Annotated in this window: 14 protein-coding genes; 8 read left to right on the top strand and 6 right to left on the bottom strand. The window is 59.4% G+C overall.

Going from position 1 to position 12,304, the window contains the following annotated elements:
- Window positions 1-37: 37 nt before the first annotated feature.
- The gene (gene dinG / locus FHL07_RS04640) at window positions 38-2,182 is read right to left on the bottom strand and encodes an ATP-dependent DNA helicase DinG (protein WP_095002975.1); all 2,145 of its coding nucleotides are present in this window, start codon (window positions 2,180-2,182) and stop codon (window positions 38-40) included.
- A 98-nt stretch (window positions 2,183-2,280) separates the two neighbouring features.
- Between dinG and FHL07_RS04635 the strand changes: the two genes are divergently transcribed.
- Window positions 2,281-2,745, top strand: a complete 465-nt coding sequence (locus FHL07_RS04635) for a CopD family protein (protein ID WP_095019454.1) — start codon at window positions 2,281-2,283, stop codon at window positions 2,743-2,745.
- Window positions 2,746-2,877: 132 nt separating this feature from the next.
- On the opposite strand, the gene FHL07_RS04630 is transcribed toward FHL07_RS04635, so the two are convergent.
- The 3 genes from FHL07_RS04630 to FHL07_RS04620 all read right to left on the bottom strand — a co-directional run bounded on the left by FHL07_RS04630 (window position 2,878) and on the right by FHL07_RS04620 (window position 4,726).
- Complete coding sequence (locus FHL07_RS04630; protein WP_138738160.1) at window positions 2,878-3,636, bottom strand: collagen-like protein; 759 nt, start codon at window positions 3,634-3,636, stop codon at window positions 2,878-2,880.
- Complete coding sequence (locus tag FHL07_RS04625) at window positions 3,629-3,907, bottom strand: DUF1145 domain-containing protein (RefSeq protein WP_095019456.1); 279 nt, start codon at window positions 3,905-3,907, stop codon at window positions 3,629-3,631. Before FHL07_RS04625 ends, FHL07_RS04630 begins: the two co-directional genes overlap by 8 nt.
- Before the next feature lie 126 nt (window positions 3,908-4,033).
- Window positions 4,034-4,726 carry an OmpA family protein gene (locus tag FHL07_RS04620; RefSeq protein ID WP_138738159.1) on the bottom strand — a complete coding sequence of 231 codons (693 nt, stop codon included), beginning with the start codon at window positions 4,724-4,726 and terminating at the stop codon, window positions 4,034-4,036.
- A 157-nt stretch (window positions 4,727-4,883) separates the two neighbouring features.
- On the opposite strand from FHL07_RS04620, the gene FHL07_RS04615 reads away from it, so the two are divergent.
- From FHL07_RS04615 to FHL07_RS04585, 7 genes are all read left to right on the top strand, one after another.
- Window positions 4,884-5,381, top strand: coding sequence for a DUF6231 family protein (locus FHL07_RS04615; protein ID WP_095019457.1), 498 nt, complete (start codon window positions 4,884-4,886; stop codon window positions 5,379-5,381).
- A gap of 4 nt (window positions 5,382-5,385) precedes the next feature.
- Window positions 5,386-5,862, top strand: a complete 477-nt coding sequence (locus FHL07_RS04610) for a YchJ family protein (protein WP_095019458.1) — start codon at window positions 5,386-5,388, stop codon at window positions 5,860-5,862.
- A gap of 22 nt (window positions 5,863-5,884) precedes the next feature.
- Window positions 5,885-6,370: an LEA type 2 family protein gene (locus tag FHL07_RS04605; protein WP_095002968.1), complete on the top strand. Its 486-nt coding sequence runs from the start codon at window positions 5,885-5,887 to the stop codon at window positions 6,368-6,370.
- A gap of 7 nt (window positions 6,371-6,377) precedes the next feature.
- Window positions 6,378-6,587, top strand: coding sequence for an SEC-C metal-binding domain-containing protein (locus FHL07_RS04600; RefSeq protein ID WP_086795965.1), 210 nt, complete (start codon window positions 6,378-6,380; stop codon window positions 6,585-6,587).
- Window positions 6,588-6,789: 202 nt separating this feature from the next.
- Entirely contained in the window at window positions 6,790-7,431 is a 642-nt protein-coding gene (locus tag FHL07_RS04595; RefSeq protein WP_095002967.1) for a glutathione binding-like protein, read from the top strand.
- A gap of 80 nt (window positions 7,432-7,511) precedes the next feature.
- Window positions 7,512-9,974, top strand: coding sequence for a penicillin acylase family protein (locus FHL07_RS04590; protein ID WP_138738158.1), 2,463 nt, complete (start codon window positions 7,512-7,514; stop codon window positions 9,972-9,974).
- Between the two features lie 165 nt (window positions 9,975-10,139).
- Window positions 10,140-11,261 carry a succinylglutamate desuccinylase/aspartoacylase family protein gene (locus tag FHL07_RS04585; RefSeq protein WP_095002965.1) on the top strand — a complete coding sequence of 374 codons (1,122 nt, stop codon included), beginning with the start codon at window positions 10,140-10,142 and terminating at the stop codon, window positions 11,259-11,261.
- Window positions 11,262-11,273: 12 nt separating this feature from the next.
- On the opposite strand, the gene FHL07_RS04580 is transcribed toward FHL07_RS04585, so the two are convergent.
- Both FHL07_RS04580 and dcd read right to left on the bottom strand, forming a co-directional pair.
- Entirely contained in the window at window positions 11,274-11,480 is a 207-nt protein-coding gene (locus tag FHL07_RS04580; RefSeq protein WP_095002964.1) for a hypothetical protein, read from the bottom strand.
- Between the two features lie 93 nt (window positions 11,481-11,573).
- A complete protein-coding gene (gene dcd / locus FHL07_RS04575) occupies window positions 11,574-12,140 on the bottom strand; it encodes a dCTP deaminase (RefSeq protein ID WP_016779707.1) in 567 nt (188 codons plus the stop codon).
- Window positions 12,141-12,304: the final 164 nt, after the last annotated feature.

Below are 12,304 nucleotides of genomic sequence, written 5' to 3'. Positions count from 1 at the left end.
CATAGACAGCAAAGTCGACGATAACGCCGACCCGCGCTTAAGAAATTTCGCGCCTGAACGGCGGCAGTGCATTCAGAATCGCCTTGCCATAGCGCTGGGTGACCAGGCGCCGGTCCAGCAAGGTGATGGTGCCGCGATCCTGTTCGGTACGCAGCAAACGCCCGCAAGCCTGAACCAGCTTGAGCGAGGCATCAGGCACGGATATCTCCATGAAGGGGTTGCCACCCCGGGCCTCGATCCACTCGGCCAGGGCCGCTTCGACCGGATCATCGGGAACCGAAAACGGTATTTTGGCGATCACCACGTGCTCGCAGTAGGCACCAGGCAAATCCACGCCTTCGGCAAAACTGGCCAGGCCAAACAACACACTGGAGTCCCCGCCATCGACCCGCGCCTTGTGCTTGTTGAGGGTTTCCTGTTTGGACAGGTTACCCTGGATAAACACTTGCTTGCGCCAGTCGCGCTCCAGGCCGTCGAATACGTCCTGCATCTGCTTGCGTGATGAAAACAGCACCAGCGTGCCCCGCGAGCCTTCGACCAGCGCGGGCAAGTCACGAATGATCGCCGCCGTATGAGCCGTAGCGTCACGGGGGTCGGCTTTGAGGTCAGGCACTCGCAACACACCGGCATCAGCATGATGGAAAGGGCTGGGCACCACCGCTGTCACGGCTGTTTTGGGCAGACCGGCACGCATGCGGAAACGGTCGAAGGTGCCCAGTGCTGTCAGGGTGGCGGAGGTCACGAGTACCCCATAGGCCACGTTCCACAGGTTGCGACGCAGCATCTCGGCGGCCAGGATGGGGCTGGCGTTGACCTCGATATCAAACAGCGAACCGCTTTCCGCCAGGGTCAGCCAGCGCGCCATGGGCGGGTTGTCTTCAGGGTCCTCGACGGTGAACGCGGTCCATAGCTCCCAGTTACCCTGAGCCCGGGACAGCAGGCTGCCAAACAGCGGGTACCATTCCTCGGCCTGGTTGCTGGTGATGCCGATATTGACCTCGCCATCCATGCCGTCCTTGAGAATCTCGGTCAGGCGGGTGAACAAGTCGGTCAGACGCGAGAATCCTTTTTTCAACTCGATGCCCATTTCACGCATGTGATCGGGAATCAGGCCGCCAATAAAGCGATGGCGCGGACGCTCGCGACCCTCGGGCTCTTCGCCGACTTTAAAGTCGGCGATCTGCTCGCAGGCAGTGAACATGAACTGTTGCTGGGCCTTGATTTCTTTGGCCAGCTCCGGCACTTGCTCCAGCAAACGCCCCAGGTCGCCGGGCAACGGGTGTTGGGCCAACAGTTTGGTAAGGTTCTTGGCGGTTTGCTCCAGCCAGTCGGCGGTGGAGCGCAAACGGGTGTAGTGGGCAAAATGGCCAATGGCCTTGTCCGGCAGGTGATGGCCTTCGTCAAACACATAGACCGTGTCACGGGGGTCAGGCAATACCGCGCCACCCCCCAACGCGAGGTCGGCGAGCACCATGTCGTGGTTGGTGACGATCACGTCCACCTTGCTCATGCCTTCCCGGGCCTTGTAGAAAGCGCACTGGCCGAAGTTGGGGCAATGACGGTTGGTGCACTGGCTGTGATCGGTGGTCAGGCGCGCCCAGTCCTGGTCTTCAAGGGCCTGGGGCCAGCTGTCGCGGTCGCCGTCCCACTTATTGCCGGCCAGCTTTTCGATCATGCTGGTGAACAGCTTCTGGCTGGCCTCATCGACTTCGATCTTGAAGCCTTCTTCCTCGAACAGCTGCGCCGTCGCGGTTTGCGCGTGGCCCTCTTGCAGCAGCATGTCGAGCTTGGACAGGCACATATAGCGGCCACGGCCCTTGGCCAGGGCAAAGCTGAAGTTCAGCCCGCTGTTGCGCATCAGGTCCGGGAGGTCCTTGTAGACGATCTGCTCCTGCAGGGCGACCGTTGCCGTGGCAACCACCAGGCGCTTGCCCGCGGCCTTGGCCACAGGAATGGCGGCCAGGCAGTAAGCCACGGTTTTGCCGGTACCGGTGCCCGCTTCTACGGCGACCACAGCCGGGTCGCCACTGCGGTGGTTTTCTTCGTCGGTGTCGATATCGCCCAGCACCTTGGCCACTTCAGCGATCATCAGACGCTGACCGTAACGCGGCTTGAGGCTCTTGGATTCGAGAAAACGCGAGTAAGCGCCCTGGATCTGAGTTTTGAGTTCGGTACTAATCATGGTTCTTCGGGCGCAAGAAACGCTGGATAAATTTTCAGTGGTTCGAATGACCGCTATCATACCCCGCTAATTCATCCCGCGCCGAACGGAGTACCCCAATGACCGCCTTTGCCCTCGCCTACAGCCTGCATGTACTGGCCGCCCTGATCTGGGTGGGCGGCATGTTTTTCGCCTGGATGATCCTGCGCCCGGCGGCTGTCACGGCCCTTGAAGGCCCGGTACGGTTAAAGCTGTGGGTAGAAGTGTTCCAACGTTTTTTTGTATGGGTGTGGATCGCAGTGGTGATTTTGCCGATAAGCGGTGTAGGTCTTCTGCAAATGCGCTTCAACGGTTTTGAAACGGCGCCGCGCTATGTGCAGATCATGATGGGCTTGTACATCGTGATGGTGGCGTTGTTTATCCGCATTCAATCGCTGCAGTTGCCTGAGTTGCGCAAGGCTGTCGAAGCCCAGGCTTGGGCTGACGGGGCAGCGGTAATGGGAAAAATTCGCCGGCTGGTGGGGTGCAATCTGATTGTGGGGCTGGTGTTGGTGGCAATTGCGGCGGCTCGGCCGACTTTTTGAAACTGAAATATCTCCTTTAGCCGCTGAGGAGCGAAGCGAGGCTGCGATGGGCTGCGCAGCGGCCCCGGCCTTTTGAAGGTCCTCCGGACCTTTTCGCAGCCTCGCTGCGCTCATTAGCGGCTACACAAGTTCCTACAACTGCTGGATAGTCACAGCACCTGCCGTACCCGCTTCCCCCGGCTGCCCGGCCAGGCCCGGCTTGCCGGACTTGCCGCCATCGGTGCGATACACCACACAGCCCTTGGCTTTGCCGCCTGCGCCAGCCCGTCCGGCCTCGCCGGGCTTGCCGCCCGTACCGCCGTCAACCCGCACACGGACTTGTTCGGCCGGGTAGTCACGCGGCAGCTCAACCCGCACCTGCCCGCCGGCCGCACCCGGTTGCCCGTTACCTCCATTGTCGCCATTGGCTCCGGAGCCCGCCGCGCCCCAAGTACAGCCTGGCTCTTCGCCATTACCGCCATCAAGCCCGGCAAAACCCGGCGCTCCCGTACCGCCACGGGCATCAATGGACAGTTGCGGCGCTTGCAGTGACTCAATTCGCAGGCTCAGGTCCCGGGCTGGCCGCGCAGGCTTTTCAAAAGTACCGGTGGCGCCACGGGCATTGATCTGGCTGCCCTCGCCCAGTTCGGCACGCGCCACCCGCAGCGCGATGCCGTGCTCGGCAGGAACGATAGTGATGCGTGCTTCACGACCCAGCTGCAGTTGGTCGATATCGACCTGGGTGATCCCCGCTGGAATCAATAACGTCCCGTAGTCAGCAACATCAAGCTTTTCCAGGCGCAATACACTGACGTTAGCGGGCAGGCGCATCATCGAGTTGGCCTCGACCGAGACGACCTCGGCCTGAGCAAAAGGGCTGCACAAGGCAGCCAAGAAACATAACTTACGCATGGCTGGAATCTCGTTCGCGGGAGGCAGGAAGGGTATGTGCGTGAAAAATTCCAAACACAAGAATCAACAGGCGATCACGCCAGGGATGGCGGCGGCCTTGCAGGCGACCTTTGAACAAGAGCACCTCAAGCCCATGGGTCAGCACCAACAGGCTGCCAACAAGGTTGATCAGCACATCGAACGGGTAGACCAAGGGCTGGTACAGATTACTCAGCACCAAGGCCCAAACTATCAGTGTCAATGCTTTACCCAGCCCCCAAAGCACCCTCATACATCCGCCTTTAGCATGTTCTTTGGCGCACATTAACGGCTTGTACAAGCAGGACGCCATAGACCGTCATAAAAAGATTCGCCGCAACTTCGACTGGCCCGGGCAAAACCGCGGCGATACCAAGGGTTAACGAATGATCAGAATCTCGGTACGTCTGTTTTGGGCGCGGCCCTCAGGGGTCTGATTGCTGGCCACAGGGTTCGACTCACCGGCTCCCTCCACGGAAACAAACTGACTGCGCGGTACACCGCTGTCGATCAAGTACTCAACCACCAACTGCGCCCGTGCCTTGGACAGTTTCAGGTTGTAGGCCTCATTGCCCACACTGTCGGTATACCCTGTGACCTTCAACTGGGCGTTGGCGGCGTCTTTTTTCAGGCGCGCGGCTATGATATTGAGCTTTTCCTTGTCCGCCGCAGTCAACCGGGCAGAGTTGAATTCGAAATTCACATCACGTACTACAATAGCCTCTTGCTTGACGACCACCACTTCTTCAACCACCACCACGGCCACAATCGGGCAGCCCGCAGCATCGACTTTCACGCCTTGGGGCGTATCAGGGCACTTGTCGCGACTGTCCGGAACACCGTCGCCATCCGCATCGCCGTCACCGTGTACCCAACAGTAAGCCGCGGCCATGCCCGCACCGAATACGGCACCACCCCCCGCCCAGGCCGAGCTTTTTATTGCACCCAAGGCCGCCCCGCCCACACCGCCGACTGCAGCACAGGTGGGCCAGTCAGTTTTTTGCAACCCGGCACAGCCCGTTAATACGCCGGTGAGAACAACCAGAGGTACTGCTGTTCTTATGATGCTCATAAAAGGGTCTCTCCTGAGGGTCGGCGTTTGGCCGATGCAAGGCAAAGTAAAGACTGCGCTCAGGGTATGCGCCAGCAAAGTGACAGTAGCGGCAACAGCCCACTAGGCCGCGCGGCTTGCGCAGGCTAGTCTTGGACGCTCTAAGTGAGGACCTTCGATGACGCCCGGTATTTCTACACGTACACCCCAGCAAGCGCTGGCGGCCTTGCTGGATCGTTATGCGCCACAACGCCTGCTCGTGGTCGGGGCCAGCAGTTTCCCGGCACTGGCCGCCTTCGAGGCTGCGCACCCCGGCGCGCAGGTGGCCCGAGCAGCGCCTGGCCCGTTGCCCGAAGACCTGGCAGCGCAACGCTTTGACCTGGCACTGGTGATCGACTGCCTGGAGCACCTGCCCAAAAACAGCGGGCTGCAATTGCTGGGCGGCATTCGCAACCTCAATGCCAGTCGCATTGCCGTGCTGGCGGATCTCACAGCCTGCAATTGGAAAGAAACCGACTTTTACGCCCTTGCTTTACAAAGCAATGAGAGGTTTCAGCGTGACGAGCAAGTCCTGACGCTCTTTACTTACGACTTGCGCGAATACAAACAAGTACCCGACTGGCTAAACGCCAGGTTTTGGGCAAACCCGGAAAACTTTGGCAAGTATTGGTGGTAACCCGATGAGCACATCCATTTGCCCCTGCGGCAGCGGCAACCTGCTGGAAGCCTGCTGCGGGCACTATCATGACGGCCACCCGGCCCCGAGCGCCGAAACCCTGATGCGCTCACGCTACAGCGCCTATGTATTGGGGCTTGTCGACTACCTGGTCAGCACCACCCTGCCTGTGCAGCAAGCCGGGCTGGATCGCCAGTCCATTGCCGACTGGAGCGCGCAGAGTACCTGGCTGGGCTTGACCGTTGAAAGCAGCGAAGTGTTCGGCGGCCAACCGGAACACGCCTTTGTGACCTTTACTGCACGCTGGCACGACGCCAATGGTGAGCACAGCCACCGCGAGCGCTCATCCTTTGTGCAAAGCGCCGGGCACTGGTACTTCATCGACCCCACCGTACCGCTCAAGGTCGGGCGCAACGACGCTTGCCCATGCGCCAGCGGGCTGAAGTTCAAAAAATGCTGTGCCGGTTTTTTCGGTCAATAGGCTGGACTCTGAGGGTTAAACAATGGACGTGCGGGCCCGAACAATAAAAACAATCGCCCTGGCCATGCTGCTGATGGTATCGGGATGCACCTCCTGGTTCGACTCAGGCGACAAGGACCCGGACGTGCATCTGGAAAAAGTCGAACTGGTGCAGGCCAAGCTGCTGGAGCAGCGCTTCAGGCTGCATTTTCGGGTCGACAACCCCAATGACTCGACACTGACCGTACGCGGCCTGAGCTATGCCGTGTATCTGGGCACCATCAAGCTGACCGAAGGTGAGAACGAACACTGGTTCAGCGTGCAACCCAACAGCAGCGCCATGTACGTGATACCGGTGCGTACCAACCTCTGGCCGCAGGTGCGCCCGCTGGTCAATTTGCTTGAAACACCCGACCAGCCCATCCCCTACCGACTCGAGGGCACACTGCAAACCGGGCTGTTCTACGGTTACGACGTGCACCTGACGCGCAAAGGCGAGATAATCCCCGGCGATTTTATTCCAGAGTGATTGAGCAATGACCCAACAACCCCACGTTCATGGCCCCGACTGCAACCACGATCATGATCATGGCCACACCCATGACCACGATCACGGTCATGTACATGGCCCGCATTGCGGCCATGCACCTCAAGAGCCTGTGCGCAACGAGCTGAAAGACGTTGGCCGCAACGATCCCTGCCCGTGCGGCAGCAGCAAGAAATTCAAGAAGTGCCACGGCGCCTGATCCCTCGGGACGCTTTGCAAACGCCGCACAGGATCCAGTGTCCTGTGCGGCGTTTGTGTTTTTGCTTTATGAAAAAGTGCGTCACAAACCATGACCTGCTTTCATCCGACGCGCTTTTGGGGGTAAAACTGACAGCCCACAGTCGATGACCGCCTCTGATGGTCGTCAGGTGCTGGGTGAACATTCCCTTCTGGAGCCCTTCATGATCGATCTTTATTACTGGACCACTCCCAACGGCCACAAAGTCTCATTGTTTCTTGAAGAAGCTGGCCTGCCCTACAAGGTTCATCCGATCAATATCGGCAAGAATGAACAGTTTGCTCCGGACTTTTTGAAGATAGCCCCGAATAACCGCATCCCGGCCATTGTTGATCAGGCACCGGCCGACGGTGGCGAGCCACTGTCCTTGTTCGAGTCCGGCGCGATCCTGCTGTACCTCGCGGAAAAAACCGGGCAATTTTTACCAAAGGACCTGCGCGGCCGGCAAATGGCCCTGCAATGGCTGTTCTGGCAAATGGGTGGCCTGGGGCCAATGGCCGGGCAAAATCATCACTTCAACCGCTTCGCACCGGAAAAAATCCCGTATGCGATCAAACGCTACACCGAAGAGACGGCCCGTTTGTATCGCGTATTGAACAAACAGCTGGAAGGCCGCGAGTTTGTTGCGGGTGACGAATACAGCATCGCCGACATGGCGATTTACCCGTGGATCGTGCCCCATGAATGGCAGGGGCAGAACCTGGATGATTTCCCGGCCCTGAAGGCCTGGTTCCAGCGAGTCAAGGCGCGCCCGGCTACAGAACGTGCCTACGCACTGGTGGATAAAATCAACCCGCCGAAGTAGTGCATATAGCGCTTGCACGGTGTCATCGGCCTCACTAACGTAGCGGCTTTCGATGACACCACCCCCGCAGGAGCTTTGCCATGGCCTCGCCAGCCTTTACTTCTTTACTACCCCGGTTCGGCGTTGCCGCGGCAATGGTCAGCCTGCTGGGCCTGGCCGGTTGCCAGATAAACAACCATGCCACTGAAAGCCTGGTGCCAGCCTCTGGCGTGCAACCGCTCAAGGGCCTTGCACAGAACGTGTCGGTACGCCGCAACATCCAGGGCATGCCGCTGATCGAAAGCAGCAGCTTCCATGACGCCCTGTTCACCCTGGGTTATGTGCATGCCGGTGACCGAATCAGCCAGATGGTGCGTTTGCGCTTGCTGGCCCAAGGCCGCTTGGCCGAGCTCAACGGCGTTGATGCACTGGAAAGCGACCGGTTGATGCGCACCGTCAATCTGAAAAAGAACGCTGACGAGCTTTATAAAAGCGCCTCACCGCGACTTAAAAAGTTTTTCGAAGTCTACGCTCGCGGAGTCAACGCCTACCTGTTCCGCTACCGCGACAAATTGCCGGCCGATCTGGCGCAGGCCAGCTACAAGGTCGAGTACTGGAAACCCGAGGACTCGGCGCTGATTTTCAGCCTGTTGAACTTCGGCATGTCGGTCAACCTGCAAGAAGAACTCAACGCCCTGGCCCTTACGCAAAAAGTCGGCACCGACAAACTGCCCTGGCTGATGCCAACCTATCCCAACGAAGCCCTGCCCAGCAGCGAAGCCGACAAGCTCAAGGGCCTGGCCCTGGGCAGCCAGTTGCAAGGCTTGAGCGGCGTGTCCCAGGCCCTTGAACAGGTGAAGCAACTGAGCCTGCCAGGTGTCACGGCATCCAGCGACTGGGCCATTGGCCCGCAGCGCAGCCGCAGTGGCAAGAGCCTGCTGGCCAACGATATCCATCAACCCATAGGCGTGCCTTCGGCCTGGAACTACGTGCAGATTCGCGCCCCCAAATACCAGGCTGCCGGGGCAACCATTGCGGGCTTGCCGACCCTGTTCGCCGGGTTCAACGGCAAGGTGGCATGGGGTATGAGCATGGCCATGGGCGACAACCAGGATGTGTTCCTGGAGAAGCTCAAACGCCAGGGCAGCAGCCTGTACTACATGGCGAACGGCAAGTGGCTACCGGCGACGGTGCGCAACGAAACCTTTTTCGTCAAAGGTCAGCGTCCGATTCGCGAAGTAATTTACGAAACCCGCCACGGGCCTTTGCTCAACAGCACCCTGGGCAGCCCCAATGCCCTGAACAGTAGCCTGGGCCTTGCCCTGCAAACCCCGGACTTGCAGGGCGACAAAACCCTCGACGCATTTTTTGACCTGTCCCGTACCCAGAACAGCGAAAAAGCCTCGGATGCCAGCCGTGAAATCCGCGCTGTGGCGCTGAACCTGCTGTATGCCGACGCCAACCATATCGGCTGGCAAGTGACCGGGCTCTACCCCAACCGCCGTGAAGGGCTTGGCCTGTTCCCGTCGCCGGGCTGGGATGGCCGCTACGATTGGGAAGGTTACGCCGACCCGATGCTGCACCCCTACGACCAGGACCCGACCCAGGGCTGGCTGGGTACCGCCAACCAGCGTACGGCCGCCTATGGCTACGGCATGCAACTGTCCAACTCGTGGCTGTCACCTGAGCGCAGCGAACGCCTTGCGCAACTGGCAGGCAGTGGCAAACAGGACGCCCGCAGCATGATAGCCATGCAGTACGACCAGACCACGCTGTTCGCAGCCAAGCTGAAAACCATGTTCAGCGCCCCCGGCATGGCACAGCCTCTGAAACAGGCGATCGCGGCATTGCCCGCGCCAGAACAGGCCAAAGCCCGAGAAGCTCTTGGCCGGCTGATGGCATTTGACGGCAAGCTCGGCGCCAACTCGGCCGATGCGGCAGTGTACGAACTGTTTTTGCAGGAAAGCACCCGGCAGATCTTCCTGGATGAACTGGGCCCCGAGAACAGCGCCAGCTGGCAGGCATTTGTGGCCAACAGCAACCTGTCTTACCCGGCGGTAGCCGATCACTTGCTGGGCCGCGAAGACAGTCCTTTCTGGGACGATAGCCGCACCACGCAAAAAGAAGACAAACCGGCCATTCTGGCCCGCAGCCTGGCCGGGGCGATCAGCATCGGTGACAGCCTGATGGGCAACGATCACAAAGCATGGCAGTGGGGCAAGCTGCATCAGTACGTATGGCGCAATGCCAACGGCCAGACTGTTCGCGCCCCCGTTATGGCAGGCGGCGATCATACGACCCTCAATACGGCGGCCTACCACCTCGCGGGCGCAAACTTCGAGGTGACGCAGATACCGGCCATGCGCATGATCATCGACTTCGGCCAGGTCGAACCGATGATGGCGCAAAACAGCACCGGGCAATCGAGTAACCCGGCCAGCCCGCACTACACCGACGGTATCGATCCGTGGCTCAAAGGGCAGTACATCAGCTTCCCGATGCAGCCGCAGAACTTCGACAAGACCTACGGCAAGACCCGTCTGACCCTGGTTCCGGGCAAGTAACCGAGAGCCACAGCCTGCCCTCTCATGCACAAAGCCGGGAGAGGGCATATGCTGAGTAAAAGGTGCAATTTTTCATTTGTATGTCGCCCATAATATGCTTCGATTGGGGCGACTGGCACAGCGCTACTGTCTGGCCATCTGAACTTGGCTCACAAGGACGTCTCCATGCAGCGACATCAAATTCATCCTTTGCTGGCACCTGTCCCGGGCACTGAACGGCTTATTCACAGTTTTCATTACGGGCCTGCCCAGCCCCGAGGCAAGATCTATATCCAGGCCTCACTGCACGCGGATGAATTGCCCGGGATGCTGGTCGCCTGGCACCTCAAGCAGCGCCTTGCAGAGCTTGAGGTGGCGGGACGGTTGCTCTTTGAGATAGTCGTGGTACCAGTGGCCAACCCGGCTGGCCTTGAGCAGGTCTTGATGGATATCCCGCTGGGGCGTTACGAGCTGCAAAGCGGGCAGAACTTCAATCGTAACTTCCTGGACCTGAGCACGCAGATTGGTGATGAGCTTGAAGGCCAGCTCAGCGATGATCCCGCACAGAACCTGCAATTAATCCGCCGTCGCTTGCGCGAACTGCTGTCAGCGCAAGTGCCGACAACGCAGTTGCACTCCCAGCGCCTGACCCTGCAAACGCTGGCCTGCGATGCCGATATGGTGCTGGACCTGCACTGCGACTATGAGGCCGTACCCCACCTGTACACCACGCCTGAAGCCTGGCCGCAGGTCGAACCGCTGGCGCGCCACCTCGGCGCTCAAGCCAGCCTGCTGGCAACGGACTCCGGCGGGTTGTCGTTCGATGAGTGCTTCACCCTGCTGTGGTGGCAACTACAGCAGCGTTTCGGTCATTGCTATGCGATTCCCCAGGGCAGCTTTTCCGTAACCCTGGAATTACGCGGCCTGGCAGATGTGAACCACAGCCATGCAGGGCACGACTGCCAGGCGCTGATTGATTATCTGATCGATTTTGGCGCGATTGACGGAGAATCCGTGCCTTTGCCACCCCTTCTCTACCCCGCCACCCCTTTGGCCGGCGTAGAGCCCGTGGCAACACCTGCAGGCGGGCTGCTGGTGTTCAATGCCAGGCCGGGGGAGTATCTGTGCGCTGGCCAGTTGATTGCCGAGATCATTGACCCCATCAGCGACAAGCTCACACCGGTTTACTGCGCCAGCGCAGGTTTGCTGTATGCCCGCTCTCAGCGGCGAATGGCCACCGCAGGCATGGTGATTGCCCACGTGGCAGGCCGCGAAGCCTATCGTAGCGGTTATCTGCTATCGCCTTGAGCCACTACCGGATCAGGCAACCGGCGCAGGCGGAGGCTCGTCAGGCAGCGTTGGCACGCCCGGTTCGGGCTCGATCGGTTGCGGGCTGTCCGGGTCAGGCTGGCCGGGGATGCCACCTGCATGCAGCTGTGGAAAGGCCAGCAGAGACCAGGCCAGCAGCCCGACCTGATTGGGCTCGAGGTTTGCCAGTTGGGCGCGGATACTCGGATCAATCTTCATAAGGCACTCCTGAGCGATGATCCGGCTCGCTGGATGCGTAACCGGAAATACACTCAATAGAGTGCATTTGCGCTCAAGAATTCCCTCTGTTCGTCAGGTGCGAGGCAAGGTCACGCCGCGCTGGCCCTGATACTTGCCGCCACGGTCCTTGTACGACACTTCACACTCTTCGTCAGATTCGAAGAACAGCATTTGTGCCACGCCTTCATTGGCGTAGATCTTGGCCGGCAATGTCGTGGTGTTGGAAAACTCCAGGGTCACATGACCTTCCCACTCGGGCTCAAGTGGCGTCACGTTAACGATGATGCCGCAACGCGCGTAGGTACTTTTACCCAGGCAGATGGTCAGCACATTGCGCGGAATACGGAAGTACTCAACGGTGCGTGCCAGGGCGAAGGAGTTGGGCGGGATGATGCAAACGTCGCTGGTGACATCGACAAAGCTGCCCGCGTCGAAATTTTTTGGATCAACGGTCGCCGAGTTGATATTGGTGAAGACCTTGAACTCGTTTGCGCAACGAACGTCATAGCCGTAGCTCGAAACGCCGTAGGAGATCAGACGGTTCTCGCCTTCTTCACGCACCTGACGCTCGACGAAAGGTTCGATCATGCCGTGCTCTTGCGCCATGCGGCGAATCCACTTGTCTGGTTTGATGCTCATGGCGGGTGTCCTGAATAGCGAGGTAGAAAATTCTGTTGGGCATCTTACCGCCCCCCAAGGCCCTGTTCAAAAATCTGGGGAAAAAATATCGAAATTAGCTTGAGATCCCCTGAATACAGGGTGTGAGGGCAACCGTCAGTCACGTTTTTGGATAATCCTTCGCA

The sequence above is a fragment of the Pseudomonas sp. FSL W7-0098 genome (assembly GCF_005930585.1).
Taxonomy (GTDB): domain Bacteria; phylum Pseudomonadota; class Gammaproteobacteria; order Pseudomonadales; family Pseudomonadaceae; genus Aquipseudomonas; species Aquipseudomonas bubulae.
Note: the sequence above shows the minus strand (reverse complement) of the source record. Positions and strands in the feature narration are given on the sequence as shown.